Origin of the sequence: Orrella dioscoreae (assembly GCF_900089455.2) — a bacterium.
Taxonomy (GTDB): domain Bacteria; phylum Pseudomonadota; class Gammaproteobacteria; order Burkholderiales; family Burkholderiaceae_B; genus Orrella; species Orrella dioscoreae.
Map to the genome: position 1 here is coordinate 3,613,655 of NZ_LT907988.1, position 17,569 is coordinate 3,631,223.

Sequence of the window (17,569 nt, forward strand, 5' to 3'; positions counted from 1 at the left end):
ACGACTTAACGATCACGACTGCGCCGCATGGCGGGCGCTGCTTCCTGGTCGGCCAGCTTGGCGGCCAATTTTTCACGGATACGTGCCATCGCCTCATCATGGGGAATGCTGGGGCGTGGGTCGTCTCGGCTGGCTTGCACCTTCGCACGAAACCAAAGGTCATGGCTGGCCGCTTGCTCTTCAGTCTCGAACTCCGAGACGATAGGGGAGAGGGCTACGCTCATAGCAAAAGCTCCTGGGTGGTCCACCATTTTAAGGCGACTGGCGCCAATTGGGAAAGCAAGCGCCGCAAGACTGCGCGCTGGCGCCTGCGTCCGGGGGAACACCTACTCGCGGCGCAGCGGAACGCCGGCCGCGAGCGCCAGGCGGCGGCGCTCGGCCTGGACCTTGGCGCCGTAGCCGCCGTCGCTGGGACCGGTGGCGCCGACATAACAGGCCAGGCCGCCCTGCATGGAGCCGCGGCGCTTGATGCAGTCACGCAGGATCTGGCCGCCCACGCGGATGTTGGCGACCGGATTCAGGGCGACGCCATCGCCGCCGCCGAACTGCTCGAACTTTTCCTGGTGGACGCTGGTCATCACCTGCATCAGGCCCTGCGCCCCCACGTGGCTTTCCGCGAAGGGGTTGTAGCGGGACTCGATGGCGATGACCGCCAGCAGCAGGATGGGATCCAGTTCCAGGTCATGGCCGACCAGATAGGCGGTGTTGACCAGGACGCCGGTGGCCTCGTAGGCCACGCGGTATTTGCGCGAAATGTACCCGCGCAGCGCCTCGACCTGTTCGCGCGAGGCGCCCGTCGCGCTCAGGGCCTTGGCGGGCGGCGCAGTGCCGATCGCGCTCAGGAAGTTGCGCACGCCAGGCATGGCGGCGCCGCTGGCCCGGGCGGAGGGATCGCCGGTCAGGTCGTTGTTGGCATCAGCCTGGGCCAGCACGGCGTCGGGCGCCATGGCGGTCAACAGGGCACTGTGGACTTGGACGGCCTGGCCGCGCAAACTGGGCAAAGCCACGATAATGCCGGCGGCAACCAGCATGGCGATGCCAAGATAGACGGCGCAGGTACGCACCAGTTCGGACAGGTGGTGATGGGCGCTGGTCGCCAGCCGGCGCCAGGCGGGAGTCATGTCCGACGCATCGGGCATTGAGTACCTCCTGCGTGAGCAGAGTGAGAGAAGGGCCTGATGTTAACCTTTGATCGCAATACCGTTTGTAACCAAATTCTTGTAGGAAGCACCCGTTGAAATACCGCGACCTGAGAGACTTCATCGCCCAGATCGAGAAACGCGGCGCATTGCGGCGCATCCAGGCGCCCGTGTCGACCCAGCTGGAAATGACCGAAATCGGTGATCGCGTGCTGCGCGCCGGCGGTCCCGCCCTGCTGTTCGAGAACGCCCGTCATGGAGACGCCCCCGCCGGCATGCCGGTGCTGGCCAACCTGTTCGGCACGCCGCAGCGCGTGGCCTGGGGCATGGGCGCCGAAGACGTAGGCGCCTTGCGCGAGACGGGCGAACTGCTGGCCTCGCTGCGCGAGCCCGAGCCGCCCCGCGGCCTGCGCGACGCGATCTCCAAGGTGTCGATGCTGAAATCGGCCATGTGGGACATGAGCCCCAAGACGATCAAGGGCCCGGCCTGCCAGGAAGTGGTCATCGAGGGTGACGACGTCGACCTGAACCGGCTGCCGCTGCAGACCTGCTGGCCCGGCGACGTCGCGCCGCTGCTGACGTGGGGCCTGGTGATCACGCGCGGTCCCAATGCCCGCCGCCAGAACCTGGGCATCTACCGCCAGCAGCTCATCGGGCGCAACAAGCTCATCATGCGCTGGCTGTCCCACCGGGGCGGCGCGCTGGACTTCCGCGACCATCAACTGGCCAACCCCGGCCAGCCCTTCCCGGTCGCGGTGGCGCTGGGCGCAGACCCCGCCACCATCCTGGGCGCCGTGACCCCCGTGCCCGACAGCCTGTCCGAATACCAGTTCGCGGGCCTGCTGCGGGGGTCGCGCACCGAAGTCGCCCAGGCGCTGGGCAGCACGCTGTCGGTGCCGGCGCGCGCCGAGATCGTGCTGGAAGGCCACCTGCTGCCGGCCAGCGATCCGCGCGCCCGCGCGCCGCAAGTGCCCGACGGCGCGCCGCCCCCGCCCAAGTCCGACTACGAAATGGCGCTGGAAGGCCCCTACGGCGACCACACCGGCTACTACAACGAGCAGGACTGGTTCCCGGTCTTCACGGTCGAGCGCATCACCCTGCGCCGCGACCCCATCTATCACACCACCTATACGGGCAAGCCGCCCGACGAGCCGGCCGTGCTGGGCGTGGCGCTGAACGAAGTGTTCGTGCCGCTGCTGCGCCGCCAGTTGCCGGAGATCGTCGACTTCTACCTGCCGCCCGAGGGCTGCAGCTACCGCCTGGCCGTGGTGTCCATCCGCAAGCAATACGCCGGCCACGCGAAGCGCGTGATGTTCGGCCTGTGGAGCGTGCTGCGCCAGTTCATGTACACCAAGTTCATCGTGGTGGTGGACGAGGACATCGACGTGCGCGACTGGAAGGAAGTCGTGTGGGCCATGACCACCCGCATGGATCCGGTCCGCGACATCGTCACGGTCGAGAACACGCCCATCGACTACCTGGACTTCGCCTCGCCCGTCTCGGGCCTGGGCGGCAAGCTGGGCATGGACGCCACCAACAAGTGGCCCGGCGAGACCCAGCGCGAATGGGGCCGCGCGATCAAGATGGATGACGCGGTCAAGCAGCGCGTGGATGCCATGTGGGGAGAACTGGGCCTCTAGGCCCGGGCTGCCGGCGGCGGTTCAGACAGCCAGCGGCCCATCGCACAGGCCCACCAGCAGATCGCGCCAGGCGCGCAGCTCCGGCTTGCCCGGCTTGCGCGCGGCCAGGAACTGCACGATGAGCTCGCCCCCTTCGGCATACGCCTCCAGCGCCGTGACCCAGCCGTCCTCGGTGGGCTTGTTCACCACCCAGACGGAATCGACGTGGTCGATATCCAGGTGCAGGTTGAAACGCGCGTCGAGCACGTTGATCCATTCACCACTGCGGCTCAGGTTGTCGAGCGCGCCGGTATAGATCTGAACCACGCCACGGTTGCTCACATAGCAGACCACGCCCAGGCCGCGCAGCGAGATGCGGCGCAAGGCGTCTTCCAGGTAGCGGGTGGGAATGCGCTGGGCCAGGTCCGGCCCCACCGCCTGCAGGGCGGGCAGGCGCCCCACCCGGAAACGCTGCAGCAGGGGAAAAAACTGGTGCGTCTCGGTCATGGCCAGCCCGCGCGCAAGCCTGCCGGATCGGCCGGCGGCTCGAGCGGCGCCGTGGGCGGATAGGGCTGCAGGACGAGGTCCTCGTCGCGGTCCGGCCCCAGATGGCGTTCGATCAGCGCCTCGAAATCCGGCATGTGGGTCTGCGGCGTGGCATAGACCTTGTGGACGGCGGTGCCGGAGCGGTCGAAGACCTGGATGCTGCGCCGGTCAGGCTGGCTGACGGCCCAGATGCTGTGCCAATGATTGAAATAGATGCGCAGGTCGATGGTGTCGCCGGTGACCAGGCCCACCTGCCGCTCGGCCCTCACGCCTTCGTAGCGGCCGGTGCATTCGTGCACGCACCAGGGATTGCGGGTGACGGCCATGACCTCGTTGATGGCGGGCAAGGCGCGCAACAACGCCTGGGGGCTGACCGCCAGCGGCCGTGCCGACAGGTCGCCGCAACCCGAACACAGCAACTCCAGCTCGGCCACGCCCAGCCGCTTGGCCATGGTGCGGATGCGCAGGCCCGGCTCGGCATCGGACAAGGCCTGGAAGCGCGCGCGCAGCATTCCGCCCCGCGCGCCGAAGTCGAGGGTCCTGGAAGAAACCTCGACGTCTGCCGAGGGCACGCCTTAACGGAAGGGAGTGGAATCGCGAGAGCTGGCTGCCCGGCGTTGCGCACCGAGCCACAGACGCCAGGCCTGCCAGGCGATGACGCCCAAACCGCCCCATTTCACGGCGCGCCCGGCGCCACGCGCCACGCCGCCGCTGGCCGCCGCGCCGCGCGCGAACAGCGCGGTCAGCGAAGAGAGGAGGAAGGGATATTGGCGCAACATGCCGATCCCCTGCATGAGCAGCGAACCGCCACGCGAGCGCGTGGCGCCGCTCAGCAAGGCCAGCGGCCCCAGCGAACGCCCCACTTCGGCGACATTGGCGGCCAGCGCCTCGCGCTCCAGGGCTGCGCGCGCGCGCAGCAATTCGATGCGGACAGTGCGATCCAGGTGGGCGGCGTGTCGTGGGTTCATGGGAGGCGGAAAGCTTGAGTCGTTGGGGAGGCGCGGACAGCCGGGTCAGCCCCGCGGCTCACGTACGCGGCCAGGATCGCGGCGGGGCTCGCCGGCGTCGTCCGCGGCGCTGCCACGGCGCCCGGCAAAGGCCTCGGCATCGCGGCCGAGTTCCTCGACGGTGGCGGCGAAGGGCGCCGGGCCGTCGAGCAGTTGCCGGCGCAAGGCCAGGAACAGGCCCAGGCCGATCAGGCCGTAGAGGGCGGCCAGCACGCCCAGTGCCAGGTAACGGTTGTCGGTGGGCCAGAACATCACGGCCACCAGGATCGAGAAGACCAGGACGGCCAGCGCCGTGAACAGCAAGGCGCCAAAGGCCAGTCCGAGGACCTTGATCAGACGGGATTTTTCTTCGGCGAGCTCCAGGCTGAAGATCTCCATGCGCGTACGCAAGAGAGACAACATGCCCGAGGAGATCGCGCCGGCAGTGGCTCGCAGTCCCATGGGGAGGCGTCGACAGGCGCGCCGGGAACGGGCAATGCCGTTCCCGGCGCTTCCCGTCAGCGGCGGCCGAGCAGCAGGCCGAGCAGCAGGCCGGTCAGGCCCACCGCCGCGATCGCCTGCCAGGGCTTGTCGTGGACGTAGTCGTCGGTGACGCGGGCAGCCTTGCGGCCACGCTCGACCAGTGCGTCCTGAGCGTCATAGAGCGCTTCACGCGTGCGCTTGAGCGAATGCAGGGCGCGCTCGCGCAATTCGGCGGCGCGATCGCCGGTCGAGGCAGCCGCCTCGCGCAGCAGGTCCTCGGCATCGGTCAGGCTGTGTTTGACGCTGTCGATCAGCTTGTCCTTCGCATCTTGCGAGTGAATGGTCATGCTATGCACTCCTCAGGTTATGTTCAGTTTGGAATCTATGATAGCAGCGTTGTAATGATAGGAATGGCCGTTACCCGCGCCCTCGGATGACCTAGCGAACCTCGGTCACCTCGATCACCGCTTTCTGCCCCGATTGGACGATGTCCTGGCGCAGCACCATGTTCAGTGCCGGGCAGAACCAGTCCGTCACGGTCGAACGCATGGCCGGGATCGGCAGGACCAGGCCCTGGATGCTGGCCTGCGTGGCGTCGGTGTCGCGGGCATAGCTGACCGGCCAGCATTCCTGGCTGCCGGCGGCAGCCGTCTCGATGCGCTGCTTGCGGCCCACCGTCTTCTCGCCCAGGCGGACCACCGTGGGCGTCACGCCCACCTTGCCCTCCGGGCCTCGGTCGCCGACTTCCAGCCGGATGGTCTCGGCGGGCAGCGTCTGCCCTTCCTTCGTGATGGGCACGCCGTAGCCGAACACCCCCAGCAGGCGCGGATCGAAGCCGCCCCGGGGCGAGGCGCCCGCGTCGCCGCGCCGCTCGAAGGTGGCGCGGCCGCCCTTCACCGCCATGCCGTGGTCCAGGGTCGACTTGCCCCCGGGCAAGCCGGCCAGCGCATAGGTGGCGGTGCCGGACACCTGGGCACTGCAATCTTCCTTGCCCCGCTTGGACACCGACGAGAACGTGAGATCCGCCGACACCTTGACGATGCCGCTGCCGGCCAGGACCAGGCGCCCGCCGTCGTGCATGAAGCGGGCGTCGCAGACCCCCGCGTGCACGGCAGGCGCGGCAAGAAGGGCAAGGGCGGCAAGGCTGCCGCGCAGGATCAGGGCATGCATGGACATGGGCAACTCCGAAAAAACACCGCCAGCAAGGGACACGCTTGAGCGTGCCCGGCGGCCTGCGAGGGATCGTAACCCGCGACGGGACAGGATTCCGCGCGGAGTGCGAGCAGGCGTGTCCAAAACTGACGGGCCTGGCGCCCGGGCGCTTCATAACCAATATGCATAAGCACCAACACCATCCGCGGTTGCCGGCAGGAAGCCCGCTCCTCTACGATAGCCAGCCCCATCCGCGCGCCTGACGCGCCCCCGCCCCGCCGCCCGCCCTGCCCATGAAACTGTTTCCCCTTTTCGCCGATCTCGCCCACCGTCCCGTGCTGGTGGTGGGAGGCGGCGACGTCGCCCAGCGCAAGGTCCAGGCGCTGCGCGAAGCCGGCGCCGCCGTCACGGTCGGCGCCCCCGCGCTCACCGAGACCCTGCAGGCCTGGACCGACGCTGGCGCCATCCGCCACCTGGCCGGCACGTTCACGCCGGCCTGGCTGGACGGCCAGTGGCTGGTCATCGCCGCCACCGACGACCGCGCGGTCAACGCCGCGGTGGCCCAGGCGGGCCAGGCCCAACTGCGTTTCGTCAACGTGGTCGACGACCCCGAGCTCTCCAGCTTCCAGGTGCCCGCCATCGTCGACCGCTCGCCGCTCGTGATCGCCATTTCCTCGTCTGGCGCGGCGCCCGTCCTGGCGCGCCGCCTGCGTGAACGCATCGAATCGATGTTCGACCACGCCCTCGGGCCGCTGGCCGCGCTGTCCGCCCGCCATCGCGCCCGCATCCGCGAACGGCGGGCAGGCATGGCCAACCGCCGGGGCTTTTACGATTGGCTGCTGGACGGCCCGGTCCTGCGCCTGCTGCGCCAGGGCCGCCCCGCCGAGGCCGAAGCCGCGCTGCTGGAGGCCCTGGACACTGCCGAGGCGCCGCCCGCCGGGCGCGTCACGCTGGTGGGCGCCGGGCCCGGCGATGCCGGCCTGCTGACCTTGAAGGCACTGCGCGCCCTGAACGAAGCCGACGTCATCCTGCACGACCGGCTGGTCGCCGACGACGTGCTGGCCCTGGCGCGCCGCGACGCCGAACGGATCTTCGTGGGCAAGCAGCCCGGCGAGGACCACGCCGCCACCCAGGCGCGCATCCATGTGCTGATGCGCGAGCGGGCCCAGGCGGGCCAGCGCGTGGTGCGGCTCAAGGGCGGCGACGCCTTCATCTTCGGGCGCGGCGGCGAAGAGCTGGAATCCCTGCGCGCCCACGGCATCCCCTACGAAGTCGTTCCCGGCGTCACCGCCGCGCTGGCCTGTGCGGCCTATGGCGGCGTGCCGCTCACGCACCGCGACCATGCGCAATCGGTGCAGTTCATCACCGCGCACAGCAAGGAAGAGAAGGACACCCTGGACTGGCCCGCGCTGGCGCGACCGGGCCAGACGCTGGCCTTCTACATGGGTGTCATCCAGCTGGGGCGCCTGGCCGGCAAGCTCATGGCCCATGGCCGCGATCCGGCCACGCCCTGTGCGCTGATCGAGAACGGCGGGCGTGCCAACCAGCGCGCCCTGTACGCGCCGCTGGGCCAGATCGCCGCGCGCGCGCAGGCCGCGGGCATCCACCCGCCGGCGCTGTGCATCGTGGGTGAAGTCGCCGGCCTCGGCCCCAAGCTGGCCTGGTTCGGCGAGGTCCTGCCCGCGCAGGACTGAACCCACCCTTCGCCGGAGCTTGCTCCGGCACAAAGAAGGCCCACGGGATCACGGCTTCAATGAAGCCGTCGATCACCGCCGGACCCCTTCATGACACGCCTGCTACCCGCCACGCTGGCAGCCGCCCTGCTCTTCGGACTGCCGGCCTGTGCGCCGCCTGCCGATCCCCCCGAGTTCGTCACGCTCGCGCCGGGCGACATCCGCTATCTGCCGCCCGGCGAGACCCTGCGCGCGGGCTATCCGGTGCCGCCGCCGGCGCGCACGGCGCGCTTCCCGCAAGGCTTGCGGATCATGAAGCGGCAGGTCAGCCAGGCTGAATACCTGCGCTGCGTGCAGGCGGGCGGCTGCAAGGCCGCGCCGGGCGCCTCGGCGGCGGCGTCCGGCCTGCCTGCGGTCGGCATCAACTGGAACGATGCGCAGGACTATGCCGCGTGGCTGTCGGCCAGTACCGGACTGGCGCTGCGCCTGCCCACCTATGCGGAATGGGCCTATGCCTCGGGCCTGCTGGCCCCCGGCGCCAGCGATGCGGACGCCCGCTCGGCCGATGACCGGGCGCAGCAGTGGCTGCGCATGTACGAGGAAGACAGCCTGCGTCCGGCCATCGAGGACGGCACGCCGCAGGCCTTCGGCGCGCATGGCACCAACCCTAACGGCCTGCAGGACATGCAAGGCAATGTCTGGGAATGGACCCAGGACTGCCATGTGCGCCGGCACCTGGACATGGCGGACGGCGAAACGCCCAACTGCGGCATCCGCGTGGCGGCGGGCCGCCACATCGCCTACATCCCGGACTTCATCCGCGAACCCAAAAACGGCGGCTGCTCGGTGGGCCCCGCGCCCGCCAACGTCGGCTTGCGGCTGGTCATGGACATCGGACAGTAGTTCAGCGGCTGCTCCGCCGCGCCTTCGGACAGCCGGATCAGGTCGTCCAGCTGGCGGACCACCACGCGCTTGCGGCGGTTCACCACCAGGCCGCGCTGCTGCCAGGCGCTCAGCAGCCGGCTGACCGTGTGCAAGGTCGTGCCCGTCGTCTCGGCGATGTCCTGGCGCGTGATCGGAAAGGAAATGGCGATGCCTTCGTCGGTCTGCTCGCCCGCCTGGTCGACCAGCCTGAGAATGGCGCGCGCGACGCGCTGCTCGACCTCTTCGGTGGAGAGCTCCTGGATGCGCACGTGCGCATCCTGCAGCCGCTGTCCCACCGCCTGCAGGACCGCCCCGGCGACATCCGGGCTCAGGGCCACGAAGCGCGGCCACGTCTGGGCGGGCCAGGCCAGGCACACGCTGTCCTCCACCGCCACCGCACAGGCCGGATACAGCGGCTGGCGCATGGCGCGCGCCAGGCCGAACAGATCCCCCGGATTGACGTAGCGCACCACCACCTGGGCGCCCCCGCAGGTGCATTGCGTGACCTTCAGCCGGCCTTGCAGCAGCAGGTAGAAATGCGCGGCCGGCTCGCCCTGGCGGAAGGCGCAGGCCGAGACCGGCAGGCGCAGCGTGCGCGCCTCCTGCTGTATCGACTGCAGCTGGACATCGGTAAGCCGTTCGAACAGCGCGAACGAGCGGAGATAGACGGGACTCAATGCGGCGGAAGGCAAGACGGCGGGACTCGGCACGGACGGCTCCAGACGCGTGCGCGGACGGGCACGCTTTCCTCGCCTTCATGCTGGCATCCCAACGGCGGCGCGGCAACGCCGTGGCCGTGCCTTTTTGCCGCCAAGTTTGTGATGCAGCAAAGAAGGCATTGTCCCGCGCGCATCCAATGCAGGTGTCGAGACTCGCGACATACCCACAGGAGCTGCAAATGAACGTGCTACGCCCCACCCTGCTTGCCGCCGCGCTGGTGGCCTGCCTGATGACCGGTCCCGCCCTGGCGGCCGACGCCGCCGACGCGCTGCCGCGCGTGAAGGTGGAACTGGTCGCGCCTCCCAACGTCCACCCCCACGAGCAAGTCGCCAAGGACGGCCCGAAGGTGGTGCAGTTCACCATGAGCATCGAGGAAAAGAAGGTCGTCATCGACGACAAGGGCACCACCCTGCAGGCCATGACCTTCAACGGCTCCATGCCCGGCCCGACCCTGGTCGTGCACGAGGGCGACTATGTGGAGCTGACGCTGGTGAACCCGGCCACCAACGTGATGCCGCACAACGTGGACTTCCACGCCGCCACCGGCGCGCTGGGCGGCGCGAAGCTGACCGAGGTGAACCCGGGCGAGCAGGCCACCCTGCGCTTCAAGGCCGACCGCAGCGGCACCTTCGTCTATCACTGCGCGCCCACCGGCATGGTGCCCTGGCACGTGGTGTCGGGCATGAGCGGCACAATCATGGTCCTGCCGCGCGATGGCCTGAAGGACCCCGCCGGCAAGTCGCTGCGCTATGACCGCGTCTACACCATCGGCGAATTCGACCTGTACATCCCGAAGGACGCCAACGGCAAGTACAAGGACTACGCCACGCTGGGCGACAGCTACCAGGACACCATGGAGGTGATGCGCAAGCTGGTGCCCTCGCACATCGTCTTCAACGGCAAGGTCGGCGCGCTGACCGGTGAAAACGCCCTGAAGGCCAAGGTTGGCGAAACCGTCATGATCATCCACTCGCAGGCCAACCGCGACACCCGTCCGCACCTGATCGGCGGCCACGGCGACTGGGTCTGGGAAACCGGCAAGTTCGCCAATCCACCCGAGCGTGACCTGGAGACCTGGTTCATCCGCGGCGGCTCGGCGGGCGCGGCGCTCTATACCTTCAAGCAGCCCGGCATCTATGCCTACCTGAACCACAACCTCATCGAGGCCTTCGAACTGGGCGCGGCCGGCCACTTCAAGGTCGAGGGCAAGTGGAACGACGACCTCATGAAGCAGATCAAGGCGCCTGCCCCCATCGGCCGTTGATATACGGCCCTGAAATGAAACAACGCCCCTTCGCAGGGGCGTTGTTTTTCTTGCGATCAGTCCTTCTGCTCAGTCCTTTTGTTTCGTGCCGAAGATCCGGTCGCCGGCATCGCCCAGGCCCGGCATGATGTAGCCATGCTCGTTCAGGCCGTCGTCCACCGACGCGGTATAGATCGACACGTCCGGATGCGCGGCCAGCACGCGCTCGATCCCCACGGGCGCGGCCACCAGCACCAGCGCGCGGATTTCCTTGCAGCCCGCGCGCTTGAGCAGGTCGATGGTGGCGTTCATGGAACCGCCCGTCGCCAGCATCGGGTCGACGATCAGCGCCAGGCGCTGGTCCAGTTCCCCCACCAGGCGTTCCAGGTAGGTGTGCGCCTCGAGCGTTTCCTCGTTGCGCGCAATACCCACCACGCTGACGCGCGCGCCGGGAATCAGGCTGAGCACGCCGTCCAGCATGCCGATGCCCGCGCGCAGGATGGGCACCACGGTCACTTTCTTGCCGGCCAGCTTTTCGGTGCGCACCGTGCCGCACCAGCCTTCCACCTCGTGCGGCTCCAGCGGCAGGTCCTTGGACGCCTCGTAGGTCAACAGCGCCCCCACCTCCTGGGCCAGTTCGCGAAAGCTCTTGGTGCTCAGGTCGGCCCGGCGCATGACCCCCAGCTTGTGACGGATGAGCGGATGGCGGATTTCGTACAGGGGCATGGAACAACTCCGGAATAAGACGCGGCGCAAGGGCATGAAGGCCGGGGCGCGGCTGGTAAGCGGGCGTATCTATATAGCAAGCGGGCCGCCAAGGCAAGCAGGGCGGCCCGTGAGGTGTCGCCCCCCAAGCGCCTCAGCGGTTCGCCAGCCAGGCGATCAGGGCGTCGTCGAAGGGGCGCACCGCTGCTGCCTGCTCGTCGTTGACGAGGCTGACCACCACGTAGCGCTTGCCGCTGGCACCCAGCACATAACCGGCGATGGCGCGCACATTGCGCAGCGACCCCGTCTTGACGTGCGCCATGCCTTGCGCGGGATCGTTGCGCAGGCGGCGGCGCACCGTCCCGTCCACGCCGGTAATGGCCAGCGACGACAGGTATTCGGGCATGACGTTGGAATTCCAGGCCAGCGTCAGCATCTGCGCCAGGCTGTTGGCCGACACCAGGGCATTGCGCGACAGCCCCGAGCCGTTGTCCACCACCAGTTCTGGCATGGACAGGCCCTGGCGCGCCAGTACCGCCTGCAGCGTCTGGCCGCTGGAGGGCACCGTGGCCGGCCGGGTACCGCGCTCGGCGCCCAGGGTCAGCAGCAGCGTGCGCGCCATGACGTTGTTGCTGCGCTTGTTGATCTGGCGGATCACTTCGGCCAGGGGGGGCGACTCATGCGAGGCGATCAGCACGGCGTCGAGCGGCACGGCGCCGCTGCGCACCTGGCCGGTGAACGTGCCGCCCAGCTCCTTCCACAGATAGCGCATCACCTGCGTGGCGAAATCGGTCTGCGACATGGCCAGCCGGAACAGGCTGAACTCGCCGCAGGACCCCGCCACCTTGCCTTGCACACGCAGCGAAATGCCCTGGGCGCTCATGATCGGCTCGGTCTGGACCACGGGCGGACCAGGGCAGCGCACGTCGCTCCACTCGACCTGCCCTTCGATGTTCAGGCCCGGCAGCGGAGGATCGATGGCGGGCAGCCAGCGGCGGCCGGCGGGGTCGGGGGTGAAGATGAGGCGCGACGCGCCGAAGCCCACCATCAGGGCATCGGGACTGGCGTTGTAGGGACGATCGGCGGCGCCGTCGAATGCACCCGGGTCAATCTCGACCTGGCCGAAGCGCGAACGGTCGATGACGACGTCGGAAATCTGCCTGACCCCGCGCAGGCGCAATTCGCGCAGCAGCGTCCACATGTCCTGCAGCATGAACATGGGGTCGCCGCCCGCCCGCAGGAACAGCGGGCCGGGCAGCACGCCCTGCGCATTGGGGCGCGCGCCGGGCTCGGTCAGGAGTTCGGTGCGCCAGACATAGTTGGGGCCCAGCTCCGCCAGGGCTGCCCAGGTGGTCACGAGCTTCATGACCGAGGCGGGATTGCGCGGCAGCTCACCGTTGATGGACAGCAGCTCGGAACCGCCCACCTCCTGCACCACCAGCGACAGCGCGCTGTCAGGCAGCTTGGTGGCCTGCCAGGCGCTTGCCAGTTCGGACGGAAGCCGGCTGCTCTGGCTCCAGGCCGGCTGCGCCGCCAGGGTCAGCGCGCTGGCGGCGATCGCCATGCCGGATACGCTGCGTTTGAACACTCGCCAACCGAAACTTCCTACGCCCGTCATCCGCACTCGCCCCTGGCAAAACCCGGCGAAACCACGCTCCGCCGCACACACAAATCGTGAGCATACAGAACTGCGGAGGCCCCGGTGTGAAGGCAGCTTAAAATGCGGCTTTGCCGCGCCCGGCACGGCCCCAGGGCCGCCCCGGGGAAAACGCCTTGCGCCCAGGGACGGCAGCCGTGTCGCGGCCACGCGACACTTGCCCAGCCCGGCGCTCCACCTTCCAGCCAGTGATACCTGCGTGCCCCCCACTTATACCGTCAACGATTTCGACTACGACCTGCCGCCCGAACTGATTGCGCAGACGCCCGCCCCCACGCGCGGCGGCAGCCGCCTGCTGCACCTGGATCCCAAGGGCGACCTGCATGACCGCCAGTTCGCCGAGCTGGGCCGGTTGCTGCGTCCGGACGACCTGCTGATCTTCAACGACACCCGCGTGATCCCCGCCCGCCTGACTGGCCACAAGGCCACGGGCGGCAAGGTCGAGGTGCTGGTCGAACGCATCACCGAAGACAATCGCGCCCTGGCCCACGTGCGCGCCAGCAAGTCGCCGCCCGCCGGCACGACGCTGCGCCTGGCCGACGCCTTCGACGTCACCGTGCTGGGCCGCGAAGGCGAACTCTTCGACCTGCGCTTCCCCTCGGCCGTGCTGGGCCTGCTCGCCACGCATGGCGCCACCCCGCTGCCCCCCTACATCACCCACGCGCCCGACGCCGAGGACGTGTCGCGCTACCAGACGGTGTATGCCCGCGAGCCGGGCGCCGTCGCCGCGCCCACCGCGGGTTTGCATTTCGACGAGGCCATGCTGGACGCGCTGGCCGCCCAGGGCATCCAGCGCGCCTTCGTGACGCTGCACGTCGGCGCGGGCACCTTCCAGCCCGTGCGCGTGCAGAACCTGGACGAGCACATCATGCACGCCGAGTGGTACACCGTGCCGCCCGAGACCGTGGCCGCGATTGCCCGGACCCGCGCCGCCGGCGGCCGGGTGCTGGCCATCGGCACCACCAGCGTGCGCGCGCTGGAGTCGGCCGCCGCGCAGGCAGCACTGGCCGCCAAGGCGGGCGACGACGCCGCCCGGGCAGCGCTGTCCAGGCGGCAGCTGGCCGGTCCCGCCGACGGCGATACCCGCCTCTTCATCACGCCGGGTTTTTCCTATCGCATCGTCGATGCCCTGCTGACCAACTTCCACCTGCCGCAGTCCACGCTGCTGATGCTGGTTTCCGCCCTTGCCGGCGTCGACCCCATCCGCCGCGCGTACCGCCACGCCGTTGCCGAACGCTACCGATTCTTCAGCTACGGCGACGCCATGCTGATCGAGACCTGATTGATATGACCGGACTTTCCTTCGACCTGCTGGCCACCGATGGCCAGGCCCGCCGCGGCCAAGTCACCCTGAACCACGGTGTGGTGCAGACCCCCATCTTCATGCCTGTCGGCACCTATGGCGCCGTCAAGGCCATGCTGCCGCATGAGGTGGAAGAGGTCGGCGCGCAGATCGTGCTGGGCAACACCTTCCACCTGTGGCTGCGCCCCGGCCCCGAGATCGTGCGCAAGCACGGCGGGCTGCATGGCTTCATGCAATGGAACAAGCCCATCCTGACGGACTCGGGCGGCTTCCAGGTGTTCAGCCTGGAGGGCCTGCGCAAGATCACCGAGGATGGCGTCACCTTCGCCTCGCCCATCGATGGCGCGCGGCTGTTCCTGACGCCCGAGGAATCCATGCGCATCCAGCACGCGCTGAACTCCGACATCGTCATGGTCTTCGACGAGTGCACGCCCTACGAGATCAAGGGGCGCCCCGCCACGGCGGAAGAAGCCGCCAGGTCGATGCGCATGTCGCTGCGCTGGGCGCGCCGCTCTCGCCAGGAGTTCGACGGCCTGGAGAACCCCAACGCCCTCTTCGGCATCGTGCAGGGCGGCATGTACGAGCACCTGCGCGACGAGTCGCTGGCCGGCCTGACCGAGATCGGCTTCCACGGCTACGCCATCGGCGGCCTGTCGGTGGGCGAGCCCAAGGAAGACATGCTGCGCATCCTGAAGCACGTCGCGCCGCGCCTGCCCGCCAACGCGCCGCGCTACCTGATGGGCGTCGGCACGCCCGAGGATCTCGTCGAAGGCGTGGCCAACGGCATCGACATGTTCGACTGCGTCATGCCCACCCGCAATGCCCGCAACGGCTGGCTCTTCACCCGCTACGGCGACCTGAAGATCCGCAATGCGCGCTACCGCGACGACATCCGTGCGCTGGACCCGACCTGCGCCTGCCACACCTGCGGCAAGTTCTCGCGCGCCTACCTGCACCACATGCAGCGCTCGAATGAAATCACCGGCGCGCGCCTGAACACCCAGCACAACCTGCACTTCTATCTGCAGATCATGGCGGAGATGCGCGAGGCCATCGAGGCCGGCCGCTTCGATGCCTGGCGCGAACAGTTCGCGCGCGACCGGGCGCGCGGCGTCGAGTAGCGGCGCCCTCCCTTCACCCTGCTGAAACCCCGCGCAAGCGGGGTTTTTCGCTGGCGCTGTTGCGCTAGCGCATCGCTCGCGGCTATCGCTTCATTAAGCTTTCTTTACTTTTCTTGAAGGTCAAAAATAGAATGTAAATACGATTAATTCTTTTTTAAAAACCCACTACACAACATGTCGTCGCGCAACTCGACCCTGATTCCCACCCGCCTTTTCCTGGCCCTGGGCTGGGTGCCCGCCCTGGCGCTGGCCCAGCAAGCCCAGCCTCCCGTCACCTCGCTGCCGCAGATCACGGTGCAGGGCCAGGCCCTCAGCGAAACCGCGACAGGTCCTGTCCAAGGCTACTCCGCGCAGCGCTCCGCCACCGCCACCAAGACCGACACCCCGCTGATCGAGACGGCGCAATCGGTCACGGTCGTGACGCGCGACCAGATGGTGGACCAGGGCGCGACGAGCATCCAGGAAGCGCTGGGCTATGCGGCAGGGGTGCGGTCCGATGCCTATGGCGTCGACTCGCGTTCGGATGGCGCCCGCGTGCGGGGCACCGAGGCATCGACCTACCTGGACGGCCTGCGCCAAGCCTATGGCTACTACACCAGCACGACACGGACCGACCCCTTCACATTGGAACGGCTTGAAGTGCTACGTGGACCTTCGGCCATGCTGTATGGCCAAGGTAGTACCGGCGGTGTCGTGAACATGGTCAGCAAGCGCCCCCAGGAGGAGTTTCAAGGCGAGGCCGGCATTCAATATGGCAGCCATGGCCGCAAGCAGGCCCAGTTGGACATCACTGGCCCCGCCACCGCCGACGGCAAGCTGCTGTACCGCCTGGTTGCACTGAAGCGCGATGCCGATACCCAGGTGCATCACGTGCCGGACGACCGCAGCCTGGTCGCGCCGTCCCTGACCTACCGCCCCAGCGCAGCCACCTCCTTCACGCTGCAAGCCCTATGGCAGGAAGACAAGTCGGGATCGACCGCGCAATTCATGCCCTGGTCAGCGATCCAGGCCTCACCCAATGGCACCATCCCCACGTACCGCTTCCTTGGGGAACCTGACTACGACAAGTACGACTCCACGCGACGCAGCATCGGCTGGCTGTTCGAACATCAGTTCAACGACAACTGGTCGTTCAGCCAAGGCTTCCGGCGCGCTCGCAACGAAGTCGACTATTTCACCCATTACGCCGACTTCTTTACGGATAGCGGCAACTGGGCCGTGAATCCCCTGGATCCCAGCCAGGTCGGACGTGTTCAGTACGGCAACACAAACAAGGTGCGTATCGACACGCTGGATCAGCACCTGAAAGGCAAGGTGCAGACTGGCATCGTCAAGCACGAACTGCTGCTGGGCTTCGACTGGTCCAATTACAACCGTGAAAGCCGAAGCGCCAATGGCTACAACTACATCAATCCCTATGAGCCAGTGTACGGCGACTACGTGACGCCTACGCTGACGGACGATGCCCGCTTCAAGCAACGCCAGACGGGCATCTATCTTCAGGACCAGATGAAGATCGGCCAGAACTGGATCGTGTCGGCGGGCTTGCGCCACGACCGCGCGCGCACCGTGTCGGAAGGCAGCCCGGGAGACAGCGACAGCGCAACCACGAAGCGCTTTGGCCTGATGTATGCCGCCGACAACGGCTGGTCGCCTTACATCAGCTACAGCGAATCGTTCACGCCGGTGGCGGGCACTCCCCGGAATCAGGACTATGTCACCTACAAGCCCCTGCGCGGTGAGCAATGGGAATTGGGCGTGAAGCATCAGTCCAGGGATGGCCGCAGCCTCTTCACCGCGTCGGTCTATGACTTGAAGGAGAAGAATCAGCTCGTGCAAAGCGCGGTGGACCCCACGACACAAGAACAGGTGGGCAAGACCCGCACCCGCGGTCTGGAACTGGAATGGCGTGGCTCTCCCGCGGCCAACCTCGACCTGATCGCGCACTACAACTACATCAATCTGGACGAAAAGCTGGAAGGCATTCCCAAGCACCAGGCTTCCGCCTGGGCGAAATACCGCTTCGCCATCGCCGACGTGCACGGTTTCTCGGCCGGCGCCGGCGTGCGCTGGATGAGCAAGTTCACCGACGGCAACGCCCCCGAGACCGCCTCGGTCGTGCTGCTGGACGGCCTGCTCGCCTACGAGACCAACAAGTGGCGCTATGCCTTGAACGTCAACAACCTGACCGACAAGACCTACGTGGCCACGTGCCTGTCGCGCGGTGACTGCTGGTACGGCGCCCGCCGCAACATCATCGCCAGCGCTTCCTATAAGTTCTGATCCGCGCGGCGATAT

The 17,569-nt window shown here is 68.0% G+C and carries 18 protein-coding genes; 7 read left to right on the forward strand and 11 right to left on the reverse strand.

Features of this window, described 5'->3' with window-relative positions; all coding sequences use genetic code 11:
• Positions 1-5: 5 nt before the first annotated feature.
• Positions 6-224 (reverse strand): type II toxin-antitoxin system RelB family antitoxin, encoded by a 219-nt coding sequence (gene relB, locus ODI_RS16725; RefSeq protein ID WP_067755617.1) that lies wholly within the window; start codon positions 222-224, stop codon positions 6-8.
• A 102-nt stretch (positions 225-326) separates the two neighbouring features.
• Positions 327-1,139: a lytic transglycosylase domain-containing protein gene (locus ODI_RS16730; RefSeq protein ID WP_067755614.1), complete on the reverse strand. Its 813-nt coding sequence runs from the start codon at positions 1,137-1,139 to the stop codon at positions 327-329.
• 95 nt (positions 1,140-1,234) lie between these two features.
• Here ODI_RS16730 and ODI_RS16735 point away from each other — a divergent pair, with 95 nt between their 5' ends.
• Positions 1,235-2,779 (forward strand): UbiD family decarboxylase, encoded by a 1,545-nt coding sequence (locus ODI_RS16735; protein ID WP_067755611.1) that lies wholly within the window; start codon positions 1,235-1,237, stop codon positions 2,777-2,779.
• 21 nt (positions 2,780-2,800) lie between these two features.
• On the opposite strand, the gene ODI_RS22725 is transcribed toward ODI_RS16735, so the two are convergent.
• The 6 genes from ODI_RS22725 to ODI_RS16760 form a co-directional block, all read right to left on the reverse strand.
• Positions 2,801-3,265, reverse strand: coding sequence for a ChuX/HutX family heme-like substrate-binding protein (locus ODI_RS22725; RefSeq protein WP_408635843.1), 465 nt, complete (start codon positions 3,263-3,265; stop codon positions 2,801-2,803).
• The gene (locus ODI_RS22730; protein ID WP_408635844.1) at positions 3,262-3,876 is read right to left on the reverse strand and encodes a ChuX/HutX family heme-like substrate-binding protein; all 615 of its coding nucleotides are present in this window, start codon (positions 3,874-3,876) and stop codon (positions 3,262-3,264) included. The genes ODI_RS22725 and ODI_RS22730 overlap by 4 nt, the downstream gene beginning before the upstream one ends.
• 3 nt (positions 3,877-3,879) lie before the next feature.
• A complete protein-coding gene (locus tag ODI_RS16745; RefSeq protein WP_067755608.1) occupies positions 3,880-4,272 on the reverse strand; it encodes a hypothetical protein in 393 nt (130 codons plus the stop codon).
• 45 nt (positions 4,273-4,317) lie between these two features.
• Complete coding sequence (locus tag ODI_RS16750; RefSeq protein WP_067755605.1) at positions 4,318-4,752, reverse strand: phage holin family protein; 435 nt, start codon at positions 4,750-4,752, stop codon at positions 4,318-4,320.
• A 56-nt stretch (positions 4,753-4,808) separates the two neighbouring features.
• On the reverse strand, positions 4,809-5,120 hold the full coding sequence (locus tag ODI_RS16755) for a DUF883 family protein (protein ID WP_067755602.1): 312 nt from the start codon (positions 5,118-5,120) through the stop codon (positions 4,809-4,811).
• Between the two features lie 91 nt (positions 5,121-5,211).
• On the reverse strand, positions 5,212-5,949 hold the full coding sequence (locus tag ODI_RS16760) for a hypothetical protein (protein ID WP_408635845.1): 738 nt from the start codon (positions 5,947-5,949) through the stop codon (positions 5,212-5,214).
• A 269-nt stretch (positions 5,950-6,218) separates the two neighbouring features.
• On the opposite strand from ODI_RS16760, the gene cysG reads away from it, so the two are divergent.
• Together cysG and ODI_RS16770 are read left to right on the forward strand one after the other, a co-directional pair.
• Complete coding sequence (gene cysG / locus ODI_RS16765; protein WP_067755599.1) at positions 6,219-7,619, forward strand: siroheme synthase CysG; 1,401 nt, start codon at positions 6,219-6,221, stop codon at positions 7,617-7,619.
• A gap of 90 nt (positions 7,620-7,709) precedes the next feature.
• A complete protein-coding gene (locus tag ODI_RS16770) occupies positions 7,710-8,501 on the forward strand; it encodes a formylglycine-generating enzyme family protein (protein WP_067755596.1) in 792 nt (263 codons plus the stop codon).
• Here ODI_RS16770 and ODI_RS16775 read toward each other — a convergent pair.
• Entirely contained in the window at positions 8,399-9,232 is an 834-nt protein-coding gene (locus ODI_RS16775; RefSeq protein ID WP_231968077.1) for a Crp/Fnr family transcriptional regulator, read from the reverse strand. The genes ODI_RS16770 and ODI_RS16775 overlap by 103 nt on opposite strands.
• Before the next feature lie 188 nt (positions 9,233-9,420).
• Here ODI_RS16775 and nirK point away from each other — a divergent pair, with 188 nt between their 5' ends.
• The gene (gene nirK / locus ODI_RS16780; protein ID WP_067755591.1) at positions 9,421-10,506 is read left to right on the forward strand and encodes a copper-containing nitrite reductase; all 1,086 of its coding nucleotides are present in this window, start codon (positions 9,421-9,423) and stop codon (positions 10,504-10,506) included.
• A 69-nt stretch (positions 10,507-10,575) separates the two neighbouring features.
• Here nirK and upp read toward each other — a convergent pair whose 3' ends face one another.
• Entirely contained in the window at positions 10,576-11,211 is a 636-nt protein-coding gene (upp, locus tag ODI_RS16785) for a uracil phosphoribosyltransferase (protein WP_067755588.1), read from the reverse strand.
• A 133-nt stretch (positions 11,212-11,344) separates the two neighbouring features.
• Positions 11,345-12,754, reverse strand: a complete 1,410-nt coding sequence (gene dacB, locus ODI_RS16790; protein WP_098020930.1) for a D-alanyl-D-alanine carboxypeptidase/D-alanyl-D-alanine endopeptidase — start codon at positions 12,752-12,754, stop codon at positions 11,345-11,347.
• Positions 12,755-13,046: 292 nt separating this feature from the next.
• Here dacB and queA point away from each other — a divergent pair, with 292 nt between their 5' ends.
• From queA to ODI_RS16805, 3 genes are all read left to right on the forward strand, one after another.
• On the forward strand, positions 13,047-14,129 hold the full coding sequence (queA, locus tag ODI_RS16795; RefSeq protein ID WP_067755582.1) for a tRNA preQ1(34) S-adenosylmethionine ribosyltransferase-isomerase QueA: 1,083 nt from the start codon (positions 13,047-13,049) through the stop codon (positions 14,127-14,129).
• Between the two features lie 5 nt (positions 14,130-14,134).
• Entirely contained in the window at positions 14,135-15,271 is a 1,137-nt protein-coding gene (gene tgt / locus ODI_RS16800; RefSeq protein WP_067755579.1) for a tRNA guanosine(34) transglycosylase Tgt, read from the forward strand.
• 174 nt (positions 15,272-15,445) lie between these two features.
• Positions 15,446-17,554, forward strand: a complete 2,109-nt coding sequence (locus ODI_RS16805; protein ID WP_067755576.1) for a TonB-dependent siderophore receptor — start codon at positions 15,446-15,448, stop codon at positions 17,552-17,554.
• Positions 17,555-17,569 lie beyond the last annotated feature (15 nt).

Bases quoted from the DNA above. Each gene is read 5' to 3' on its own strand.
- relB (WP_067755617.1), bottom strand. From the start codon at position 224: ATGAGCGTAGCCCTCTCCCCTATCGTCTCGGAGTTCGAGACTGAAGAG.
- ODI_RS16730 (WP_067755614.1), bottom strand. From the start codon at position 1,139: ATGCCCGATGCGTCGGACATGACTCCCGCCTGGCGCCGGCTGGCGACC.
- ODI_RS22725 (WP_408635843.1), bottom strand. From the start codon at position 3,265: ATGACCGAGACGCACCAGTTTTTTCCCCTGCTGCAGCGTTTCCGGGTG.
- ODI_RS16745 (WP_067755608.1), bottom strand. From the start codon at position 4,272: ATGAACCCACGACACGCCGCCCACCTGGATCGCACTGTCCGCATCGAA.
- ODI_RS16750 (WP_067755605.1), bottom strand. From the start codon at position 4,752: ATGGGACTGCGAGCCACTGCCGGCGCGATCTCCTCGGGCATGTTGTCT.
- ODI_RS16755 (WP_067755602.1), bottom strand. From the start codon at position 5,120: ATGACCATTCACTCGCAAGATGCGAAGGACAAGCTGATCGACAGCGTC.
- ODI_RS16760 (WP_408635845.1), bottom strand. From the start codon at position 5,949: ATGTCCATGCATGCCCTGATCCTGCGCGGCAGCCTTGCCGCCCTTGCC.
- cysG (WP_067755599.1), top strand. From the start codon at position 6,219: ATGAAACTGTTTCCCCTTTTCGCCGATCTCGCCCACCGTCCCGTGCTG.
- ODI_RS16770 (WP_067755596.1), top strand. From the start codon at position 7,710: ATGACACGCCTGCTACCCGCCACGCTGGCAGCCGCCCTGCTCTTCGGA.
- nirK (WP_067755591.1), top strand. From the start codon at position 9,421: ATGAACGTGCTACGCCCCACCCTGCTTGCCGCCGCGCTGGTGGCCTGC.
- upp (WP_067755588.1), bottom strand. From the start codon at position 11,211: ATGCCCCTGTACGAAATCCGCCATCCGCTCATCCGTCACAAGCTGGGG.
- dacB (WP_098020930.1), bottom strand. From the start codon at position 12,754: ATGGCGATCGCCGCCAGCGCGCTGACCCTGGCGGCGCAGCCGGCCTGG.
- tgt (WP_067755579.1), top strand. From the start codon at position 14,135: ATGACCGGACTTTCCTTCGACCTGCTGGCCACCGATGGCCAGGCCCGC.
- ODI_RS16805 (WP_067755576.1), top strand. From the start codon at position 15,446: ATGTCGTCGCGCAACTCGACCCTGATTCCCACCCGCCTTTTCCTGGCC.